The following is a 20,982-nucleotide window of genomic DNA, read 5'->3' on the forward strand; positions in this document are numbered from 1 at the left end:
AGACTTTGATGTTGAAATTAAAAAAACTACTTCGAGCGGGCGCGGCAGTGGGGGCGCTGCTATTTGCGCAGGTTGCCAGCTCGCAAATCATTGTGATGGGCGGCAATCCGCAAGGCAGTATTTATTATCCCGTAGCCCAGGGCCTGGCAAATATAGTCAGCAAGTACTCCCCGGACACCAAGATAGACATCCTGCCGCAAAGCGGCACCGTATTCATCCCGATGTTCGTGACGGGCGAAGTGGACCTGGGCATTGTCAATCCCATCGAAGCCAGGTTCGCCCTGACGGCCGAAGCGCCTTTCGATAAAGGGAATCAAGGCAAGGGGTACGCCATGTGGACGGTAATGCAAGGCTCGCCGATTCGAGTGGCGCTGATTACCTCCAGTGACTCCGGAATCATGAAAATCGAAGACTTGAAAGGCAAGCGCGTCGTTGCCAACTATGGAGCCTATAAGGGCGCGAGCATCAGTGTCGAGTCGGCCTTGGCGAATGCAGGCCTGTCTTTAGACGACGTAAGGGTGGTCAACGTGTCCAGCTATCCAGAAGGCGTGAGGGCGGTGCTGGAAGGCAGGGCGGATGCGGCTATCGGTTCCATAGGTAGCGGCATCGTGCAAGAGCTTGACGCCAGTAAGGGGGCGCGGTTTCTTAGCGTGGACCCGTCCGGCGACGCCATGAAGCGGACTACGGCGGTGAGCCAAGCGTGGTTCTCAATGCCGATGAAAGCGGGAGAGACTGCTGGTGTAAAGGAAGACATCAATGTGCTTGCTTACAACATGACGGTAATGTCGCGGTTCGATTTGAGCGATGAGCTGGTGACGAAGTTCATAGATGCGGTCTGGGAGCATGAAGATGAATTGACGAGCACCAGCAGGTTGCTGGCAACTTGGACCAAAGACCGTTTCGTCACGCCCCAAGCAACGGTTCCCTATCACCCGGCCGCGGTGGAGTACTACAAAGACAAAGGCGTGTGGACCGCCGAAATGGATGAAATCCAAGAGGTGCTTTTAAAAGACCTGCCGAGCTAGGCGGTGGTGGCAAGGCCGGAATTCAAGGACGGCCTTTCCCCTTTCTTTTGAGCAGGTTCATGGAGCGGTATGAAATGATTGTCGAGTTATGCAGAGATTTGGTAAAGCCTCGTCAGGTGCCTGCGCTTGAAGAGCGTGTCAGGGCACGCGTTGATGACCGGTGCCGCTTGTCGCCATTAGTGGGTTTCTGGCAAACAGAGCTCGGTACGGTCGATCAGGTGGTCCATGCATGGTCATATCGAGACAGTGGGCACCGCGATGAAGTTAGAGCGGAAGCAGGCGAAACGCCCGGAGATGCGTCGTATCTGGATGACTTACTACTCAGCAGAGACACTATGTTGATCCAGCTTGCATCCTTCAGTCCACCGCTTCAACCTGGCCGCAAGGGCCCGGTTTACGAGCTAAGAATCTATAGCTACGAGCCGGGTTGCATGTCCATGGTCACGAGCCGTTGGGAAGAAAAAATCGCCCAGAGAAATAAGTTGTCGCCGTTGATCTTGTGCGGACACTCGCTCACGGGACGCTTGAATCAATGGGTGCATATCTGGGCTTATGACGATCTGATGCAACGTCAAGAAATCAGAAGTGAGGCGCGGCGGCTGGGAGTTTGGCCGCCGGATGCAAGGGCCGGGCTGATTACCCAAGAAAGCTCAATTTTGCTTCCACTGGCGTTCTCACCGTTGTCTTGAACACCGAAAAATACTTTATATGTCAAACAGTTTAATCTACCTGACGGCGACCGAAGTCGCCCAGAAGCTCAAGCGCAAGGAAATCAGTCCTTTGGATTTGATTGATGCAGTTGAAAAGCGGGTTGCCGAGGTTGATCCGGTTTTAAATGCATTGCCGACGCTTTGTCTTGATCGAGCCAGAGAACACGCAAAACGTCTGATGGCGGCTAAAGACGCGCGACGCGAACACGAGGCCGGTTGGCTATGGGGCATCCCGATCGCCATCAAGGACACTGTGGATGTACAGGACGTTCGTACCACGTATGGATCCCCTCTTTTTGCAACGCATGTACCAAAGCAATCTCATGCGCTTGTGCAGAGAATCGAGGGCAAGGGCGGCATTGTCATTGCAAAATCCAATACGCCTGAATTCGGAGCGGGGGGTACGACATTCAACGAGGTGTTCGGACGGACAGTCAACCCTTGGAATACCGCGCTCACTTGCGGCGGCTCGACCGGAGGCGGCGCGGCGGCCTTGGCAAGCGGCCAAGTCTGGCTGGCGCACGGAACCGACCATGGGGGAAGCCTGCGCAGGCCGGCCAGTTATTGCGGCGTAGTAGGTATCCGCTGCTCGCCCGGGCGGGTAACGCGGGGGGCGGGCTCGGATCTCTGGTCCCCCTTGGTGGTGCAAGGGCCCATGGCAAGAAACGTACCCGATTTAGCTTTGTTCCTGGATGCGATGGTCGGGGAGTGCATTCATGACCCCTTGGCAAGACCTGCGCCTTCGACTTCTTTTGTCGAGGCGTTGGAGCGACCGCGAGTGCCCAAGCGCATTGCTTTCACCCCGGATTTTGGAGGCAAGGTCAGAGTCGACCGTGAAACACGGGAAATCTGTGCAAGGGCGGTAAGACGGTTTGAGGATTTGGGGGCAGAGGTAGTAGAGGACTGTCCAGATATCGGTAATGCGGCCGAGGTATTCCAGATTTTGCGGGCCCATCATATGTTGGTTGGACGTGAATGGCTGCTCAAGCAGCCAGCCGGCAAGGTGAAGCCTGATTTGCTGCGTAATATTGAACGCGGCCAGGGGCAAAGTGTTCTTGAACTGGCCTGGGCCGAACGTGAGCGTGCGTTGCTATACCAAAGGATCACGCAGTTTATGGAGACCTATGATCTTTTGATCAGTCCGGCTGCGGCAACGCCACCGTTTGACGCGGCGTTACGCTACCCCCAATACGTGGATGGCATGCCGGTAGAGCATTACACCGCCGCCTCTTTGATTAACTCGTTGGTGACGTTGATGAGTAATCCGGCCATTGCCCTGCCATGCGGGCTCGACGAGTTTTCACGGCCGATAGGCTTGCAGCTAATCGGAAAAATGCATGGCGAAACCGAGCTGCTGCAAGCGGCTGCCCTGTTCGAGGAATCGGTCGGACTCAGTCAGAGGGTGCCCTTGAATCCCATTCAGGGCCAGGTGCCGCCTGCAAACCTACGAGATGCGCAATCAGGCGTCTCTCGAAACGCGTGATCGATGGCGAGGCGCAATCCATGAAAACACCTCCTGGGCTCTTGTTGGTCACCATGGAGCCGCCCCCTGCGATGGAAGAAGAGTTCAATGCCTGGTATGACTCCGAACACATGCCCGAGCGGGCTGAGCTGCCGGGCATATTACGCACGCAGCGCATGGTGTGTACTACGGGATGGCCGAAGTACGCGGCAATCTACGATTTGGAATCAACGGACGTCATGGAGAGTGCGCCGTACCAGCGCATCTCGGGCAAGAATTTTTCGCCCTGGTCAAAAAGAATCGGGGGGAAGGTAAGCGGGCAGTGGCGGTTCGTCGGCAGGCTGATAGGAGACGAGCCCTGTATCACAGGCCAAAACGGTGTGCCGGGGTCTTTTTTCTTGATGCGGTGGCGTGATGCTTCGGCGCAGTGGGAAACGACCATTCTTGATGGGGTGCACGCCAACTTCGGCGATAAGTCGTCGGTGCTGCAAACACGGGTATTTATGGGTGAGGGCGCTCAGGGGATCGAGTTTTGTGCGCTCATAGAGGCCAGTCTGCCGCTTGCGCCACAAGATATTGATGTAGAGACGTTCGGCCCGAGTGCTCGGGGTATTGATTGGGTCAATGCATACGTTCCCTATTGGCGTCGTTTATCGTCAGCGTGAGCAAAAATGGAAACGCTAAATTGTATGATTGTCAACAATCTGTGATATACTGGAATTTAAATTGAGTGCGCGGCTTTTCGTGCTTTGTTATTAGTCCAAGCCTGGCTTAGTGAGTAAATAAAATGAGTAGAAACTTAGAAACCATCGACGTCATAAGGTCAAAGTCACTGGCCCAGGCTGCTCAAGAGGCCATTTTTAATTTGATAATGAGCGGCGTGTTAGAACCCGGCGAAAAGCTTTCTGAAGCCAGTCTGTCAGAACGCCTCGGCGTTAGCCGCGGGCCAATCCGGGAAGCGTTCAGATCGCTTGAAGCAATGGGCTTGGTCCAGTTTTCGAAAAACCGAGGGGTCTTCGTCAAGGATATAACCCTTGAAGAAATACAGGAGCTCTATCAGGTCAGAATAGGCTTGGATGCCATGGTGGGGGAAATCTTGGCGCCGGTAATAACAGACGAGCAAATAACCGCGCTGCGAGAGATGGCCGACCAAATGGAAATGGCACTCACAGAAAACAAGTTAACAAAATATTTTTTGATGAACGTGGACTTTCATAAAAAGATCGTTTCCTTCACGCAAAATAAAAAACTGATAGATATTTACGAAAGAGTCGTCAACGAAATGCTTTTGATGCGTCGCCGAAGCGTCATCGAAAGCGGTGGCGGAGCAATGTCGAATCAAGAACACAAAGAAATAGTGGATGCGCTGGCGACTCGCGATGGCAAAGTCGCTGCGGAAGCACTTGCAAAACATGGTACCGAAGGCAAAGGCCGGTTGCTGGAAACGTTGGTAAAGATCGACTCAGAAAAGTATGGGTCCTGACACGGGTCAGGGTGGATTCAAAGCTATTAGAAAAGGAGATGCAACAATGAGCTTGCTAAAGTTTATGGGCTTGGACGGCAAGGAAATTACCGCTTATGAAGCAACACCAAAAGGTGAGGCCATAGGTAACATTATTTTGCTGCAAGAGCTGTTTGGCATAAATAGCCACATTCGTAGCGTTGCGGACGATTATGCCAGTCAAGGCTATCACGTGATCGCTCCCGCGTTCTTTGATCATGTCCAGCAGGGCATCGAGATGGGATACGCCCAAGAAGACGTCAAAAAAGGCCTGGAATTGCGTGACCAGCTTCCGTGGGATTTGGTCCTCAAGGACGTTGAGTCGGTGTGCGGGCTTTTTAAAAACGATAAAAAAATAGCACTCTTGGGCTATTGCTGGGGAGGCTTATTGGCGTGGGTTGGCAGCGCCCGATTAAACGGCCTGACGGCAGTCGTTTCTTATTATGGCGGCGGCATTGGCAATTATGCAGAAGAGCAGCCCAAGTGCCCGGTTATGTGCCACTTTGGCGAAACGGATAAATTGGTGCCGCCTGCCGCTATCGAAAAAATAAAGAGCAATCATCCTGAAACGGTGGAGGTGCATGTCTACCAGGCCGGGCATGGATTCAATTGTGATCAGCGCGGAAGCTTTCACGCTGAAAGCGCGAAATTGGCGCGCGAGCGCACATTGGCTTTTTTGAAAGAGAAACTTGCTTGAAGAGTTATTCAAGAGGTTTCAGGTGATGAGTGTTCTAACCATCAGAGCCCGCATGCGCGCCACCATTGGCGGAAGCGGGTAAAGCGTCCAAGGCATATATTGCTTATCAGGAAATGAAATACAGTGGCTACCAATAATATTACTTATACACTTGCAGACTGGGCGGTGAGCTTAAAAGGGGCAGATATACCGCAGCCCACGAGGTACGAGGGTACCCGCTCATTAGTCAACTGGATTGGCTGCGCGATAGGGGGCAGCCAGCATGATGCCGTCATGCGCGCTCTTGCGGCTGTGACGCAATTCAGCGGCCCCCGTCAAGCAACGGTGCTGGGGCGCCCAGAAATGCTGGACGAGCTGTATAGCGCGTTGCTTAACGGTATTTCCTCCCATGTGCTGGACTACGACGACACCCACCTGCAGACAATCATTCACCCCGCCGGCCCGGTTGCGGCAGCATTGATCCCGTTCGCCGAAACCAGAAATATCAGCGGCAGCGACCTGCTGACAGCCTTTATCGTAGGGATGGAGGTCGAGTGCCGCATCGGTAATTGTGTTTATCCAGATCATTATGACCGCGGTTGGCATATTACTGCTACAGCAGGTGTATTCGGTGCAGCGGCTGCGGTGGGCCGGCTGCTGGGGTTGAATCCCCGCGAAATGAGTTGGGCCTTTGGGTTGGCGGCCACTCAATCGTCCGGCCTGCGCGAGATGTTTGGCACCATGACAAAAAGCTTCCATCCCGGCCGAGCGGCCCAAAGCGGAATGCTGGCTGCCATCTTGGCAAAGGCGGGTTTCGACAGCTCGGAGCGCGCAATCGAGGCGCCACGAGGTTTCGCGAACGTGATGTCGACCAAGCAGGATTATTCTCGCATAGTCGATGGGCTGGGTATTGAATGGGAAGCCGCGACCAATACATATAAACCTTTTGCCTGCGGCATTGTTTTACACCCCGCGATCGATGCTTGCAGCCAGATTCGCGAAGACTTGAATAATAAGCCCTTGGCTGTTCAAAAGATTGAGCTACGTGTTAATCCGTTGGTGCTCGAATTGACGGGTATTCGTAATCCAACAACGGGGCTCGAGGGTAAGTTCAGCGTTTACCACGCGGTTGCCTATGCCCTGATTTACGGAGGCGGCTCGCCCGAGGCCTTCACTGATAAAGCGGTTAATGATCCGAGTGTCGTTGCGCTGCGCGACCGCGTTACCGCCAGTGTCGATCCGGCAATTCACGAAGCTTCAGTCAAGGTTCTGGTGCACCTGGAAAACGGCGGCGTTGTGAAAAAAGATATTGAGCATGCCATCGGCAGTTTGGAAAGGCCGCTTTCAGATGAACAAATCAACGATAAGTTTTTACGCCAATCTTCAGAGATTCTAGGCCAAAACAGGGCTGAAGAAGCACTCAAGCTTGCCTGGGCTGTCGAGGAGCTGGACGCAGCCGGAAAGATGATTGCTCAGGCGTGCAGTCCCATACGAGACGTGGCAACTATGTAATTATAAATGCGTAGCAGCCAATAATTTTTATAGCAGACACGCGACAAAAGTATATTCAACCAATATAGGAGGTGCCTCTATGATCACAGTTGAGGAACAAACTAGGGAAGAGTTCATAACAAAACTGATAGACAGCAATTTCACAACTTACTACGCGGCTACGCATCCCAAGCACTCAAAAAGTAACCCGGCATACAGGTTTACCAAAAGCCCTGTCAGTATTGCGATTCCTCATCAGTGGTCATATCGGGACGCACGCGAGCGTTTGATGGAGCTCAGCACTTTATTGACGCCCCAAGAAGCCGAGCGCATGAACATCAATTTGGTGAACCCAGCGCTAAAGGATTTCATGCCTGCCGCCGCCATGCCAACGCTACGGGCTGGTATCCAGATGGTCCCGCCTGGCGCCAAGGCCGCCGCGCATAGGCATTCGGCAAATGCGTTCCGTATTGTGCTGGAAAACCCCGAGAAAGGCGCATATACGGCGGTCCAAGGAAAACGCCTTCGCATGAAACGAGGCGATTTAGTGCTGACCCCTAATTGGGCTTGGCACGAACATCATAACGAAGGCGATAAGCCCGTTATCTGGTACGACGGCCTGGACGTCATGATGCCCTATTGGATAGGGGGTGTGTTCTTTGAAGAAATGCACAGCGTGACGGGCCACGAATTCCAGGAGCTGGATGGCGATCAAGATGATATGGCGGCCGCTGTCGGCACGGGTGGAATGATCCAGCACAGTGCAGTGGGCGATGCCCAGCAAACCAAAAACAGCCCGCTCATGCATTATCCCTACGAGAACGCGCGCTCAGCCTTGCAGCGCCTGGAGGATCAAGGCGCTGGCAACCCTTTTGAAGGGGTGCGCCTGGAATACATCAACCCGATAAACTGTGGGCCGGTCTTTCCTTCGATGAGCGTCAGTATCCAGATGATTTCCGCAAAATCCACTGTGGAAGCCATGCACAGAACGGAAAACATCTTGTATCTCACGCTAGAGGGCTCCGTTACTTTCAATTTGCCGAATAACCAGTCATTCACGACTGAAGAAAACGATGTTGTCGCGATACCCTCTTGGGTGCCCTATTCCATTACTAACAACGAACAAGCGCCAGCGGTATTAGCCTCTCAGTCAGACCGGCCCGTATTCAAGGCCCTGGGTTGGTACCGAGAGCAGGCAGCATAAAAACTTAAAAACTGCGTTACATAGGTTTGGCGCATTTTTATTAGGTCTGGAACGCGGCTAATCAAAGACGGCTCAATCGATCTCGGATTGAGCCGTCTTGAATTGCGTGCGAAGGCTCGTGGACAGAATAACGTCAGCGGGCCTTGGCGACTTGGCGCCAGTGGTGCAGCAGCGGCTCGGTATAGCCGTTGGGCTGCTCCATGCCTTTGAAAACCAGGTCGCAAGCGGCCTTGAAGGCTACCGAGTCGTTGAAATTGGGTGCCATGGGCAGGTATAGCGGGTCGCCCTGGTTCTGCTTGTCGACGACCGCCGCCATGCGTTCGAGGGTTTCTTGCACTTGTTCGCGGGTGACGATGCCGTGGTGCAGCCAGTTGGCCATGTGCTGGCTTGAGATGCGCAGCGTGGCGCGGTCTTCCATCAGGCCTACATCGTGGATGTCGGGCACCTTTGAGCAGCCTACCCCCTGATCGACCCAGCGCACGACGTAGCCCAGGATGCCTTGGGCATTGTTGTCGAGTTCTTGCTGGATTTCGTCGGCCGACCAGTTGGTGTCCGTTGCCACGGGGATGGTCAGGATTTTCTCGAGCAGGGGCTCGGATTTGCCTTCCATGCCGCGCTGGATTTCTTGAACATCGACCTGGTGGTAGTGCAAAGCGTGCAGGGTGGCCGCTGTGGGCGAAGGAACCCAGGCCGTGTTGCCGCCCGCCTTGAGATGGGCGATTTTCTGCTCGAGCATGTCGGCCATGAGGTCGGGCATGGCCCACATGCCCTTGCCGATTTGGGCGCGTCCGCGCAGGCCGCATTCCAGGCCGGTCTGGACGTTGCTTCGTTCGTAGGCGTCTATCCAGACGCTGCGTTTCATGTCGCCCTTGCGGATCATGGGGCCGGCATGCATCGAGGTGTGCATCTCATCGCCGGTGCGGTCGAGAAAGCCTGTGTTGATGAAGGCCACGCGCTCGATGGCCTGGGCAATGCAAGCCTTGAGGTTGACGCTGGTGCGGCGCTCTTCGTCCATGATGCCCATTTTGAGGGTGTTGGGCTGAAGGCCCAGCAGCTTCTCGACGCGCCCGAATAGTTCGGTGGAGAAAGCCACCTCGGCAGGGCCGTGCATTTTGGGCTTGACGATGTAGATGGAGCCGGCACGAGAGTTTCCCTTGCGTTGCAGGTCGTGCATGGCCGCCAGCGAGGTGACCACGGCATCCAGAATGCCTTCGGGCGTTTCGTTTCCGTTTTCGTCGAGAACGGCCGGATTGGTCATGAGATGGCCGACGTTGCGGATCAGCATGAGTGAACGGGCCGGCAAAGACTGCTCTTTGCCCTGAAGATCGATATAACGGCGATCGGGGTTGAGTGCGCGGGTGAAAGACTTGCCGCCTTTGCTGATTTCTTCGGACAATGTGCCCTGCATGAGGCCCAGCCAGTTGCGGTAGGCCAGCACCTTGTCTTCGGCGTCGACGGTGGCGACGGAATCTTCGCAATCCATGATGGTGGTTAGCGCGGCTTCGAGCAGGATGTCTTTGATGCCCGCGTTGTCTTGCCCGCCGATGGGATGATTTTTATCGATCTGGATCTCGAAGTGCAGGCCATGGTGGCGAAACACCAGCGCTTCGGGCGACTGCGCGGCGCCCCGATAGCCGAGCAGAACCGAAGGGTCGGCCAGGCCGGTGGCGCCGCCGCCCGAAAGCTCGACACGCAGCTTGCCGTCGACGATGGCGTACGAGGTGGCGTCGCTGTGTGAGCCCTGCTGCAGTGGAATGCTGTCGTCCAGGAAACGGCGGGCGAATTCGATGACCTTGGCGCCACGCACTTCGTTATAGGCGCCGCCGCGCGTTGCGCCATCGTCCTCGGATATGGCGTCGGTGCCATACAGCGCATCGTACAAGCTGCCCCAACGGGCGTTGGCGGCGTTGAGGGCATAGCGGGCGTTGGTGATGGGAACCACAAGTTGCGGGCCCGCCTGTTCGGTGAACTCGACATCGACCCGGTCGGTGCGCACGGTGACGTCGGCGGGCGCGTCCTGCAGGTAGCCGATCTTGCGCAAAAAAGCCTGGTAAGCCGCAGGATCAGCTATCGGCCCAGGGTGTTGCCGGTGCCAGTCATTGATTTCGCCTTGCAGACGAACCCGCTCTTGCAGCAAGGCCTGATTGCGGGGGGCGAGGTCGTGCATTAATTCGTCGAAGCCGGCCCAGAACGCCGCCGCATCAAGCCCGGTGCCCGGCAAGGCCTCGTTCTGGATGAAGTCGTGAAGCTGTGTGTCGACCTGGAGCCGGTGGCATCGTGTTCTGTTCGTCATGATGTGTTCCTGTTAAAGCGAGAATTCATGTTGCGGCAACAGTGTTCCGCTATGATGTTTAGCAGTAGTATGGACTTCGCTCCCACGGTGCTCAACCGCTGCGAGGTTAAAGGACTTTATACTTTTATTGATGTAATTAACTGGTTTTACCGCACATAATTGCCAAAATCACTTGAAGGAGCAGGCGTCATGGAACGTGTCAAACGTGTCGGCGCAGCATCCGCGTTATTGCTGCTAGAGGGCTGGACCGCAGCCAGGGATCGTGATGCATTACAAAAAACCTATGTCTTCAAGAATTTCAACGAAGCGTTCGCCTTCATGACCCGTGTCGCTCTTCAGGCCGAGAAACTCGATCATCATCCCGAGTGGACCAACGTCTACAATCGAGTGGACGTCACCTTGACGACTCACGACGTTCAGGCCGTCACAGAGCGCGATGTGGCCTTGGCGTCATTCATGGATCAACTGGCCTGAAACGGTTCGACAGCCGGAGCAATAATGTCCGAACACTTGGGATTTTTGGGCCCGACACTGACGCCCCCTCTGATGCCCTACGCCGGGTTTCGCGATGCCGACGAGGCGTTGGCGCGACTGGTGGAAATATATGAGCGTAATACTGCCTTCTTGCGAAAGGCGTTCGACGATTACGTGCAGGGCAAACTGACCCCAGGGCAGCGAGTACGTGCGTGCTACCCGGCAATGCGTATCAAGGTGGGCACCTACCAAGAGGTGGACAGTCGGCTTTCATACGGCCACGTGGTTGAGCCCGGCGCATACATGACCACCATCACTCAGCCCAAGTTGTTCGGCAGCTACCTGCTGGAACAGATAGGCCTGTTGCTGAAGAATCATGGGGTTCCGATCGAGATCGGCGAGTCTGACACGCCCATTCCCCTGCACTTTGCGTTCGAAGAGGGTGAATACGTAACGGTGGACCACAGCGCCGATATGGGCAACGTGCTTCGCGACCATTTCGACGTACCCGATCTGCGGCTTACCGACGATGCCATCGTCAACGGCACCTGGCAGGGCCGGCGTGGCGAACCCGAGCCCCTGGCGCCGTTTACCGCTCCCAGGGTGGATTACTCCCTGCATCGCCTGCAGCACTATACGGCTACGGCGCCAAGGCATTTCCAGAACTTCGTGTTGTTCACCAATTACCAGTTCTATATTGACGAATTCTGCCAGTGGGCGCGTGGGGTGCTTGCCCGAGGCGAAGGCGGCTACACGGCACTGGTCGAGCCGGGCAATGTCATTACCGAAAGGGCCGACGCGGGTCAGCCGGCGGGGCCGGCCTTAAGTCGGATGCCGCAAATGCCCTCGTATCATCTGGTTCGCGAAAACCATACGGGCATTACGCTGATCAACATCGGCGTGGGGCCTTCCAACGCGAAGACGATTACCGATCATGTGGCGGTGTTAAGGCCTTCGGCCTGGTTGATGCTGGGTCATTGCGCGGGCCTGCGCACCACACAAAGGCTGGGCGATTACGTGCTGGCGCATGGCTATGTGCGCCAGGATCATGTCCTGGACGACGACCTGCCGTTGTGGGTGCCCGTGCCGCCGCTGGCCGAGATTCAGGTTGCGCTTGAGCAAGCGGTGGCCGAGGTTTCCGGCCTATCAGGCTGGGAACTCAAGCGCATCATGCGTACGGGCACGGTGGCCAGCATCGATAATCGTAATTGGGAACTTCGTGATCACGAAGAGCCGGTGCAACGACTATCGCAATCGCGGGCGATCGCGCTGGATATGGAATCGGCCACTATCGCTGCCAATGGATTCCGTTTTCGAGTGCCTTACGGCACATTGTTGTGTGTATCCGATAAACCGCTGCATGGGGAACTGAAGCTGCCTGGCATGGCCAGTGATTTTTACCGGCGTCAGGTTTCGCAGCATTTGCATATTGGGATACGGGCGCTGGAAAGCCTGCGTGAGATGCCGCCGGCAAGGCTGCATTCGCGGAAGTTGCGTAGCTTTCTGGAGACGGCTTTTCAATAGTGGAGCTGCTATTTTAGTTTTGTGGTGCAAGCTGCGTAGCTAAGTTCTTCAGCCGGGTGAGGGGAGGCCTGTATTTTGCAGGCCGCATCGTGCGGTCCCGCTACGCGGGACTTCCCGGATTTTCTCGCCTTGGGCGGGCGGCGTCCGAACTCAACCTCGTCGCTACGCTCCTCGGGATTCGGACAAGCGGGCGCCTTCATCCCGCCCAAGGTGAGAAAATCCGGCGTACGCTGGACGGCCTGCAAAATACAGGCCTCCCCTCACCCTGGTGTTTGCGTTGCCTTCGAGAGTAGAGTTTTTTTGGTGGTTTGCTTCGGCTTGATGGGGCGTGGCGTCTGGGCGCTTTGCGTCACTGTGGTGAATCGCTGACTTCGTCCCGTTCGGTCAGCAATTCAAGCATACGGTCCATCTGTTCTTCCAGCTTGCGCACACGCTTTTTAAGTTTCTTGTGTTTTTTGCGCAGCTTTGCCAACTGGCGGTCTGTTTGCCTGGCGTCCGCGCTATCGGTGTCCGCTTCATCAGGCAGAGCCAGCATGGTGCCGCGGCAATTATCGCTGCCGCATAGGCAGCGATATTGATCTTTCAATGTTTGGGTGATCTCTTCATCCATGACCAGGCCATAGTCATAGAACAGTTCTTCACCCTGAGCAATGTCGCGCAGAGCGACGACGTAGACCCGTGTGCCCGTGGCGTTTTCTTCGGTTTCGCAATTAGGTGAACAGGAATGGTTGACCCAGCGGGCGTCGTTGCCGTTCTGGGCGCCATCAATCACCTTGCCGCAGCTTAGCGAAAAGTAGAAGGTGTGAAAGGGGTCGTCGGGGTTGGCTGGGTGCTTCTCGTCGGCTTCTTCGGGGGTGATGTGCGCGCCGGTGTATTCGATTATGCGGGTGCCGGCGGGGATATCGCGCGCGGCAAAGACGCCGTTACCGTGCAGGGGCGAGCGCTGCACGGTATGCCAGGGCTTGGTTTTTCTAGTCATGTGTGGTCGGCTGTTTGGTGCTTGGGCGACGAAGCTAGAAGGGTGGATCGTCCGTATCGGTGGCTGGGACGGCTTTGGCAGCCTTCTTCGCGGCCGACTTTTTCGTGGCGGCTTTCTTGGCAGCGGTTTTTACTGCTTTCTTCGCTGCCGTCTTCGTTGCTTTTTTAGCCGCCTTGGCCGCTGTTTTTGCGGCCTTCTTGGCGGCTGTCTTGCCTGCAGTCTTTTTGCCCGGCTTTTCTGGACGAGGCTCGAACTCGAAGCTGATTTTTCCGTTGGGCTGCTTGACCAGGAAGGCCTTGAACTTGCGGTTGGTGCGGCTGGACACGAAGCCTTGCAGGAGGTCGGTTTTGCCTTCGGACAGAAGCTTGCTTACTTGCTCGGGCGAGATCTCTTGTTGCAGGATGATTTTTCCGGTGCGGAAGTCGCAGCTTTTCTCGGGCCCGACGGATTTCTCGCAGACGTAGTTCATGCCGTGCTCGAAGACCCGGCCGCCGCATTTGGGGCAGTTGCCCAGTGCTGTGTGCGAGGAGAAATCGACGGGCTCGGCATTTTCGTCATCATTCTGACCAAAATCGAATTCGAGCTTGTATTCGTCGGTGATGCGCAGCAGCGCCGAGAAGGGGCGGCCCATTTTACTGATGAAGCCGGTAAGCGGGCCGAGCGTGCGCTCTTTGAGCAGGGTTTCGACCTCGGGGATCTCAAATGTGCGGCCGCCGGGGTGCTTGCCTATGGAAAAGTCGCATTGGGTGCAGGCGTAGCGGCGATAGTTTTCTTTGACGACGCCGCCGCATTTTGGGCAGGGCGTTTGCAAGGTGACATAATCACCTGGCACGGTGTCGCGTTCGTACTCTTTGGCGCGCTTGACGATGACCTGAGTCATTTGCTGGATTTCGCGCATGAAGGTGTCGCGGTCAAGCTGGCGCTGTTCTATCTGCTTGAGGCGATGCTCCCATCCGCCGGTTAGCTCGGGCGACGTGAGCTCGTTGACCCCCAGGCCGGAAAGCAGCGTCATCAACTGGCGCGCCTTGGCGCTGGGCACCAATTCACGTCCTTCGCGCCGTAGATAGCCTTCGTTGAGCAGGCCCTCGATGATGGCGGCGCGGGTGGCGGGGGTGCCCAGGCCGCGCTCCGACATGGCGTCGCGCAATGCTTCGTCGTCGACCAGCTTGCCGGCGCCTTCCATGGCGGACAGCAGCGTGGCTTCGGTAAAGCGCGCAGGCGGCTTGGTGGCCAGCGCTTTGGCGTCGACTTCTTCGGTGTTGACGGTTTCTCCGTCAGCGACGGCGACAAGTGTGGTGTCGTCGGCTTGCTTGTCGCGACCATATATGGCCAGCCAGCCCGGCGCAACCAGCACCTTGCCCTCGGTTTTGAAATGATGCCCGGAGACTTCGGTGATGCGGGTGGTGACGCGAAATTCGGCGGCGGGGAAAAACACGGCCAGGAAGCGGCGGGCGACCAGTTCGTAGATCTTGCCTTCGGCATCGCTAAGTTCGCGAGGCAGCTGCAAGGTGGGAATGATGGCGAAGTGATCCGACACCTTCTGGTCATCGAAGATGCGCTTGTTGGGCTTGATGCGGTCGGCCTTGAGCAACTGGTCGGCAAAGGGTTGCACGCTGGTGGCAGCCGCCGAGCCGCCTTCCGCAAGAGCCTTCACTGTGTCGCGCACCGTGGGAATGTAGTCCTCGGGCAGATAGCGTGAATCGGTACGCGGATAGGTTAGCGCCTTGTGGCGCTCGTAAAGAGTCTGCGCAAGGGCCAGAGTGGTCTTGGCCGAGAAGCCGAAGCGCGAGTTGGCCTCGCGCTGCAGCGAAGTAAGGTCAAACAGAGCCGGCGACATTTGGGTGGTCGGCTTGGATTCTTCGGTAACCTTGCCGGGTTTGTCGCGGCAGGCCGCGACGATGCTTTGCGCGGCGGCCAGCGACCACAGACGCGAATCGCGCTGTTCATTGTCTTCGGTTTTTTTGAACTTTGGGTCGAACCAGCGGCCACTGTAGAACCCCGCCGCCGCCACGAAGCTGGCGTGAACCTCCCAGTAATCGCGCGAAACGAAGCGTCGTATGCGCTCTTCACGTTCGGCCACTATAGCCAGGGTGGGTGTTTGCACGCGGCCCACCGGAGTCTTGAAGAAGCCGCCGTCCTTGCTATTGAAGGCCGTCATGGCGCGCGTGCCATTGATGCCCACCAGCCAATCGGCTTCGGCGCGCGAGCGGGCCGCCGCTTCGAGAGGCTTCAGCACTTCGTCATCGCGCAGCGAATTAAAAGCCTCGCGGATGGCGGTTTGTGTCATGGAGCGCAGCCACAGCCGCTTGATGGGCTTGTTTACGCCCGAGTACTGCACGATGTAGCGGAAGATGAGTTCGCCCTCGCGGCCCGCGTCACAGGCGTTGATGATGCTGTCGACGTCTTTGCGTTTGAGCAGCTTCACCAGCAATTTCAGTCGTTCGGCCGACCTTTTGTCGGCCGGCCCCAGGTCGAATTGGGGCGGAATCACCGGCAGGTGGGCGAAGCTCCATTTGCCGCGCACCGGGTCGTTGGGTGCCACCAGCGTCAACAGGTGTCCGACGCTGGACGCCAGCACGTACTGTTCGCTTTCGAAATAGTCGCCCTCACGCGTAAACCCCCCGAGGGCGCGGGAAATGTCCAGGGCGACCGAGGGTTTCTCGGCAATGATCAACGTTTTAGTCATGGTGTTCCAGGGCGCGGCATTAGCGCGGATGATACGGGGGGATAATGGCCCAGCGCAAGTTCGCCGGTTAAAAATCCGTGGCTCAATATATCAAATGTTGAATCGGGCGGCCCAGCGGGGTAATGCTCGGTCCCAAAAATCCGGTACGGCGGCCAGGTGGGGCAAAGGGTCGAAACCCAGATGCCCCCAGGCTTTTTCCAGGGCGTGCAGCGCGTTTCGGCTGTCGACCGGCGTGGCGTGATTCTGCTTCGACATCTTATGCCCCGCATTGTCCAGCACCAGCGGCACGTGCATGACGCGAGCTTCGGGCAACCCTAGCCGCCGGGCCAGGACTCGTTGGCGGGCGGTCGAATCGAGCAGGTCGGCCCCCCGCACAATGTCGGTGATGCCTTGGTCGCCGTCATCAATCACGACCACGAACTGATATGCCCACAGGTCGTCGGCCCGCTTGAGAATGAAATCGCCTACTTCAGCCGCGACATCCTGGCACTGCGGACCCAGCCAACGATCTTCGAAGTGTACGACACCCGGCGGCACACGCAGCCGCCATGCACGGGCCTGCCGGCCTGGAGCGAGCCCGCGGCTGCATGTGCCGGGGTAAGGCCCTTCCGGAAGCTGCCGGCGGGTACAGGCGCAGCCATAGACCAGTTCTTGCGCCTGCAACTGTTCGAAGACGGCTTGGTAGCGGCTCAATCTTTGGGACTGCCAAGCAGGAGGTTCGTCCCATCGCATGCCCATCGCTTCGAGCTGCCCCATGATGATGCGGTCGGCGCCGGGCACGGTACGCGGTGTGTCGATATCTTCGATGCGTAGCAGCCATCGCCCGCCATGGGCGCGCGCGTCAAGGTAGCTTGCCATGGCCGCCGCCAGTGAACCGTCATGTAGCGGACCACTGGGGCTGGGCGCAAAGCGTCCTGCATAGCTGGCTGGCTGCGGCGCGTAGGCCATGGCTTACCGGGCGTGGGAGGCCGGAGGCCTCTGGGCTTTAGTGTGATCGACGCGTTCGGTCGTCGGTCAGGAGTTCTTCGAGGACGAGGTGGTCGACCTCGGCTTCCTGGCTCCAGAGCACCATGAGGGCAATGATTTTTATTTTTTCCAGAGGAACCGGCGATTCGTCGGCCGCCAGGGCGCGATCGATGAGAATTTCGCGCAGGGCTGCCGGAAGAACGCCGGATCCTTCGAGAAAACTGATGAAACCGATAGCCTCGGTGCCCAGAGTCTGGTATTCGAGATCAGTATAAATGCGCTGACTGGCGCCCTGCGGCGTTTGAGCCAGCTGGACGCATTGCTCGGTGGTTTGGGCCAGACCATACAGCCAGCCGAGGGCCTCGTCGATGTCTTCGTGCTCGAAGCCGACGGCCGCCAGCTTGTGAGCCAGGGTGTCTGCATCGGGACAAGACTGGGGCGTGTAATAGTTTTCGAAAAGATAGACGAGAATGTCGAACATAAGCGATTCAGGTTGCCCTTTACAGAGTCAGTCCGGTAATGGACGGGTCGGCCGGCAAAGTCAAAAAAGACTTTACGCCGATTTGGTAGGGCAGGCAACGTGTGTTTGCCTGGATTGCCAAAGGGCTGTCTTGGTGTTGTAAGCTCTTTTTTAAAGACTATTTTACGGCTTATTGGCGCCCGGCGCAGAAGCCCGCCATCGCGGCAAGGCTCTGCTCAATATCGGCGCCGATCAATAGCCTGCCGGCGGTGTGTGAGCCGCGCGCGGGCCGCCGGCGGGGCGATGGGTCCGGCCGGCGCCAACCGGACCGGGCCGTTTGTTACAGCATTTCAATCGCCATGGCCACGGCTTCCCCGCCGCCGATGCACAGCGACGCGACGCCCTTCTTGCCGCCTGTCTTGCGCAAACCCCCAACCAGGGTGGCCAGCAGGCGGGCGCCGGACGCTCCGATGGGGTGGCCCAGCGCGGTGGCTCCGCCATGGATGTTGACTTTGGCGTGCTCGAGCTTGAGGTCGTGCATGGCGGCCATGGTAACCACTGCGAACGCTTCGTTGATCTCATACAGATCGACATCGGAGGTGTTCCAGCCGGCTTTGTCGAGCAGCTTTTGCATGGCGCCGACGGGGGCGGTGGTAAACCACTCGGGCTCTTGCGAATGCTGCGACTGGGCGACGATGCGCGCCAGGGGTGTGACGCCAAGCTGCTTGGCGGTGGATTCACGCATCAGCACCATGGCGGCCGCGCCGTCCGAGATGGAGGAAGCGTTGGCTGCCGTGACCGTGCCGTCTTTCTTGAAGGCCGGCTTGAGCGTGGGGATTTTTTCGGGCATTGCCTTGGTAGGCCCTTCGTCGGTGTCGATGACGGTGTCGCCCTTGCGGCCGGCCACGGTGACAGGTGCGATCTCCCATTTGAAGCTGCCGTCTTCGGTGGCGGCGCGTGCGCGGCGCAGGGATTCTAGCGCGAAGTCGTCTTGTTGCTCGCGGCTGAAGCTGTATTTGCCTGCGCAGCTTTCGGCGAATACACCCATGGCGGTGCCGCGCTGATACGCGTCTTCGAGGCCGTCGAGGGCCATGTGGTCGTAGACGGTGGAATGGCCGTAGCGATAGCCCTGGCGGCCGCGCAGCAGCAGGTAGGGCGCGTTGCTCATGCTTTCCTGGCCGCCGGCCACGATGACGTCGGCGCTTTCGGCCTTGAGCAGGTCGTGCGCGAACATGGCGGCCTTCAGGCCCGAGCCGCACACTTTATGGATTGTGGTGCAGCCGACGGCCTGGGGAAGGCCGGCGCCCAAGGCCGCTTGGCGCGCCGGAGCCTGGCCTTGGCCGGCTTGCAGCACGTTGCCCATGATGACCTCGTTGACGGCATCGGCCGCGATGCCTGCGCGCTCGACGGCAGCCTTGATGGCGATGGCGCCCAATTGATGCGCGGCCAGACCGGACAAGCTGCCCATCATGCCGCCCATGGGTGTGCGGGCGATGGAAACGAGTACGATGGGATCCGACATGATTTTTGCTCCTGATGCGTTAAAGATTATGGCTTGATGATAACGACGTGGGTAATTGCGATGCGTCTGTGAAATTTCTTAGGCGGCGGGTGGCATCGTACGGGAAAATATCTTCGATGCGTCCCTGAATGACCCTTTCGCGGCAGGCTTGCCACCAGTCTGCGTCCAGCAAACAGGCATGGTGCCTGAGAAATGCTTCGCGTACCCTTGGGTCGCCAAGTAAAAAGTAGGCGAACTCTTCGGGAAAGACGTCGTTGCGCCCGACCGGATACCAGGGCTCGGCGGCCATTTCGGCTTCTTCGTTAGGGGCCGGTGGTATACGGCGGAAACTCATTTCGGTCATGCGCTGAATTTCATCATAATCATAGAATACAACACGCCCGAGGCGGGTGACGCCGAAGTTCTTGTACAGCATGTCGCCCGGAAATATGTTGGCGGCCGCCAGCTCGCGTATGGCGTCGCCGTACTGCCGCACAGCGGCATCCAGGGCCTGGTCAGAGGCGCGACCAAGATAAATATTCAGCGGTGTCATACGCCGTTCGATGTAGACATGCCTAAGTATGACGCTGTCGGGCGTTTCTTCGAGCAGGGACGGCACTTCGCGGCGCAGTTCCTTCAGCAACTGGGCCGAGAAGCGCTCGCGCGGCAGGGCCACTTGCGAGTATTCCCAGGTGTCGGCCATGCGCCCCACCCTATCGTGTTTCTTGACCAGCTGGTATTTGCGTTTGACCGTGGCGCTGTCCATCTCCGGCTTGTTAATGCGGTCGCGGATCAGCTTGAAGACATAGGGATAGGAAGGCAAGGTGAACACGGACATGACCAGCCCCTTTATGCCCGGAGCCAGGTCAAAGGCATCGTGCGAATGGGCGAGGTGGTGTAGAAAATCTCGGTAAAACAAGGTCTTGCCTTGTTTTTGCAAGCCAATGGTGGTGTAGATTTCGGCTTTGGGTTTGCGAGGCAGCAAGCTGTTCAGAAAATGTACGTAAGCTGAAGGGGCCTCCATGTCGACCAGAAAGTAGGCCCGCGTGAAGCTGAACAGCGTGCTCAGGTCGTCGGCCGTGTACAGCAGGGCGTCCAATTCGATCTGACCGGAAGGCCGGCGCAGCAGGGCGATGGCAAAAGGGTGAATGGCGCCCTGGTTGATAAGGCGGCCCACGGCGTAGGCGCCCTTGTTGCGAAAGAATAGCGAGCTCAACACATGAATCTGGCAATCAGGCGCGATGCGGGAACCGCCTTCCCGCGCCAGGCCGGCCCGCAATTGGCCCACGGCCTTGCGCGCCAAGGCCCTGACATCGCGCGGCAGGTCGGAGAATGGCGCTGCCAGGCCGAAGTCGGCCATCACGCGGATCAGGCTTTCTTGCAGGCCTTCGCTGACGGGGTAGTACACGCGGTATGAGGGCAGGCGGCTATCGAGGTAGTCGGTGGCCACGGCCGGGCGCACGAACATGAAGTCGTTGTTGAAGTAGTCGCGATGCAGGATGCGGCTCGAGACCGAGTTGAAGAAGGTCTCGGCGCACTCGGGTTGGCGATGGCCGGCGAGCAGGCCGATATAGGCGGTTTTGGCGGACTGCCAGAACTCAAGCTGTGCTTCGGTAAGATCGATTTCGGCGCCCGAGCCCGCAGGGCTGGCATCGCTGCCTTTCAAGGCGGTGTTGAGCGTGGCCGTGCATTCTCGCACCCGGGTGTCGTAGTATTCGATGCGCTCACGCGAGAGCTGCTGGATGGAGCGCCAGTCGCCCGACTCGAACAGCGACTTTGCCCGTTGCGCGCCGTAGCGAAACAATGCGTAGTGGCGATCGAAGCCGGACAATATGGTTTGCGCCACTTGGTGGGGAGACAAACGCTGGCGCGACACGGGTTCGATGTGCTGGTGGTCACCGGTACGAATCATGCCCAGCCTCGATATTTTGCATGGATCAGGTACTGTCCCCTTTAAAGGGGTAATGAGCAAGGACCGTTTATAGTACGGTAACGGCGGCTGCCACGTAAACCATCAACAATTGCGGCCC

Annotated in this window: 16 protein-coding genes and 1 pseudogene; 10 read left to right on the forward strand and 7 right to left on the reverse strand. The window is 57.6% G+C overall.

Features of this window, described 5'->3' with window-relative positions; genetic code table 11:
- Nucleotides 1–8: 8 nt before the first annotated feature.
- The 8 genes from ACIY1O_RS08235 (at nt 9) to ACIY1O_RS08270 (ending at nt 8,069) form a co-directional block, all read left to right on the forward strand.
- Entirely contained in the window at nt 9–1,025 is a 1,017-nt protein-coding gene (locus ACIY1O_RS08235; protein WP_397474608.1) for a TAXI family TRAP transporter solute-binding subunit, read from the forward strand.
- Between the two features lie 59 nt (nt 1,026–1,084).
- Entirely contained in the window at nt 1,085–1,714 is a 630-nt protein-coding gene (locus ACIY1O_RS08240; RefSeq protein ID WP_397474609.1) for an NIPSNAP family protein, read from the forward strand.
- Between the two features lie 19 nt (nt 1,715–1,733).
- Entirely contained in the window at nt 1,734–3,218 is a 1,485-nt protein-coding gene (locus tag ACIY1O_RS08245) for an amidase (protein ID WP_397474610.1), read from the forward strand.
- 20 nt (nt 3,219–3,238) lie between these two features.
- Complete coding sequence (locus ACIY1O_RS08250; RefSeq protein ID WP_397474611.1) at nt 3,239–3,862, forward strand: hypothetical protein; 624 nt, start codon at nt 3,239–3,241, stop codon at nt 3,860–3,862.
- 122 nt (nt 3,863–3,984) lie between these two features.
- Nucleotides 3,985–4,680 (forward strand): FCD domain-containing protein, encoded by a 696-nt coding sequence (locus ACIY1O_RS08255; RefSeq protein WP_397474612.1) that lies wholly within the window; start codon nt 3,985–3,987, stop codon nt 4,678–4,680.
- A 46-nt stretch (nt 4,681–4,726) separates the two neighbouring features.
- A complete protein-coding gene (locus tag ACIY1O_RS08260; protein ID WP_397474613.1) occupies nt 4,727–5,395 on the forward strand; it encodes a dienelactone hydrolase family protein in 669 nt (222 codons plus the stop codon).
- Between the two features lie 123 nt (nt 5,396–5,518).
- Nucleotides 5,519–6,886: an MmgE/PrpD family protein gene (locus ACIY1O_RS08265; protein ID WP_397474614.1), complete on the forward strand. Its 1,368-nt coding sequence runs from the start codon at nt 5,519–5,521 to the stop codon at nt 6,884–6,886.
- 79 nt (nt 6,887–6,965) lie between these two features.
- Complete coding sequence (locus tag ACIY1O_RS08270; RefSeq protein ID WP_397474615.1) at nt 6,966–8,069, forward strand: cupin domain-containing protein; 1,104 nt, start codon at nt 6,966–6,968, stop codon at nt 8,067–8,069.
- A 133-nt stretch (nt 8,070–8,202) separates the two neighbouring features.
- On the opposite strand, the gene ACIY1O_RS08275 is transcribed toward ACIY1O_RS08270, so the two are convergent.
- Entirely contained in the window at nt 8,203–10,362 is a 2,160-nt protein-coding gene (locus tag ACIY1O_RS08275) for a malate synthase G (protein ID WP_397474616.1), read from the reverse strand.
- Nucleotides 10,363–10,551: 189 nt separating this feature from the next.
- Here ACIY1O_RS08275 and ACIY1O_RS08280 point away from each other — a divergent pair, with 189 nt between their 5' ends.
- Together ACIY1O_RS08280 and ACIY1O_RS08285 are read left to right on the forward strand one after the other, a co-directional pair.
- Nucleotides 10,552–10,836, forward strand: a complete 285-nt coding sequence (locus ACIY1O_RS08280) for a 4a-hydroxytetrahydrobiopterin dehydratase (protein WP_397474617.1) — start codon at nt 10,552–10,554, stop codon at nt 10,834–10,836.
- Nucleotides 10,837–10,908: 72 nt separating this feature from the next.
- Nucleotides 10,909–12,360, forward strand: a complete 1,452-nt coding sequence (locus tag ACIY1O_RS08285) for an AMP nucleosidase (protein ID WP_397474640.1) — start codon at nt 10,909–10,911, stop codon at nt 12,358–12,360.
- 484 nt (nt 12,361–12,844) lie between these two features.
- Here ACIY1O_RS08285 and ACIY1O_RS08290 read toward each other — a convergent pair.
- The 6 genes and pseudogenes from ACIY1O_RS08290 to aceK all read right to left on the reverse strand — a co-directional run.
- A pseudogene (locus ACIY1O_RS08290) lies at nt 12,845–13,339 on the reverse strand (SET domain-containing protein); the annotation flags it as partial.
- 34 nt (nt 13,340–13,373) lie between these two features.
- Complete coding sequence (locus tag ACIY1O_RS08295; protein ID WP_397474618.1) at nt 13,374–16,025, reverse strand: DNA topoisomerase III; 2,652 nt, start codon at nt 16,023–16,025, stop codon at nt 13,374–13,376.
- Nucleotides 16,026–16,115: 90 nt separating this feature from the next.
- Nucleotides 16,116–16,973 carry a tRNA glutamyl-Q(34) synthetase GluQRS gene (gene gluQRS, locus ACIY1O_RS08300; RefSeq protein ID WP_397474619.1) on the reverse strand — a complete coding sequence of 286 codons (858 nt, stop codon included), beginning with the start codon at nt 16,971–16,973 and terminating at the stop codon, nt 16,116–16,118.
- A 37-nt stretch (nt 16,974–17,010) separates the two neighbouring features.
- Nucleotides 17,011–17,472: a Smg family protein gene (locus tag ACIY1O_RS08305; RefSeq protein WP_397474620.1), complete on the reverse strand. Its 462-nt coding sequence runs from the start codon at nt 17,470–17,472 to the stop codon at nt 17,011–17,013.
- A 319-nt stretch (nt 17,473–17,791) separates the two neighbouring features.
- The gene (locus ACIY1O_RS08310) at nt 17,792–18,973 is read right to left on the reverse strand and encodes an acetyl-CoA C-acyltransferase (protein WP_397474621.1); all 1,182 of its coding nucleotides are present in this window, start codon (nt 18,971–18,973) and stop codon (nt 17,792–17,794) included.
- 19 nt (nt 18,974–18,992) lie between these two features.
- On the reverse strand, nt 18,993–20,864 hold the full coding sequence (gene aceK / locus ACIY1O_RS08315) for a bifunctional isocitrate dehydrogenase kinase/phosphatase (protein WP_397474622.1): 1,872 nt from the start codon (nt 20,862–20,864) through the stop codon (nt 18,993–18,995).
- Between the last annotated feature and the right edge of the window lie 118 nt (nt 20,865–20,982).

The sequence above is a fragment of the Pusillimonas sp. genome, from assembly GCF_044464525.1.
Classification (GTDB): Bacteria; Pseudomonadota; Gammaproteobacteria; order Burkholderiales; family Burkholderiaceae_B; genus Pusillimonas.

Coding starts and splice junctions, on each gene's coding strand:
- ACIY1O_RS08275 (WP_397474616.1), bottom strand. CDS start 10,362: ATGACGAACAGAACACGATGCCACCGGCTCCAGGTCGACACACAGCTT.
- ACIY1O_RS08305 (WP_397474620.1), bottom strand. CDS start 17,472: ATGTTCGACATTCTCGTCTATCTTTTCGAAAACTATTACACGCCCCAG.
- aceK (WP_397474622.1), bottom strand. CDS start 20,864: ATGATTCGTACCGGTGACCACCAGCACATCGAACCCGTGTCGCGCCAG.
- ACIY1O_RS08260 (WP_397474613.1), top strand. CDS start 4,727: ATGAGCTTGCTAAAGTTTATGGGCTTGGACGGCAAGGAAATTACCGCT.
- ACIY1O_RS08250 (WP_397474611.1), top strand. CDS start 3,239: ATGAAAACACCTCCTGGGCTCTTGTTGGTCACCATGGAGCCGCCCCCT.
- ACIY1O_RS08285 (WP_397474640.1), top strand. CDS start 10,909: ATGCCCTACGCCGGGTTTCGCGATGCCGACGAGGCGTTGGCGCGACTG.
- ACIY1O_RS08295 (WP_397474618.1), bottom strand. CDS start 16,025: ATGACTAAAACGTTGATCATTGCCGAGAAACCCTCGGTCGCCCTGGAC.
- ACIY1O_RS08245 (WP_397474610.1), top strand. CDS start 1,734: ATGTCAAACAGTTTAATCTACCTGACGGCGACCGAAGTCGCCCAGAAG.
- gluQRS (WP_397474619.1), bottom strand. CDS start 16,973: ATGGCCTACGCGCCGCAGCCAGCCAGCTATGCAGGACGCTTTGCGCCC.
- ACIY1O_RS08235 (WP_397474608.1), top strand. CDS start 9: ATGTTGAAATTAAAAAAACTACTTCGAGCGGGCGCGGCAGTGGGGGCG.
- ACIY1O_RS08270 (WP_397474615.1), top strand. CDS start 6,966: ATGATCACAGTTGAGGAACAAACTAGGGAAGAGTTCATAACAAAACTG.
- ACIY1O_RS08280 (WP_397474617.1), top strand. CDS start 10,552: ATGGAACGTGTCAAACGTGTCGGCGCAGCATCCGCGTTATTGCTGCTA.
- ACIY1O_RS08255 (WP_397474612.1), top strand. CDS start 3,985: ATGAGTAGAAACTTAGAAACCATCGACGTCATAAGGTCAAAGTCACTG.
- ACIY1O_RS08240 (WP_397474609.1), top strand. CDS start 1,085: ATGGAGCGGTATGAAATGATTGTCGAGTTATGCAGAGATTTGGTAAAG.
- ACIY1O_RS08310 (WP_397474621.1), bottom strand. CDS start 18,973: ATGTCGGATCCCATCGTACTCGTTTCCATCGCCCGCACACCCATGGGC.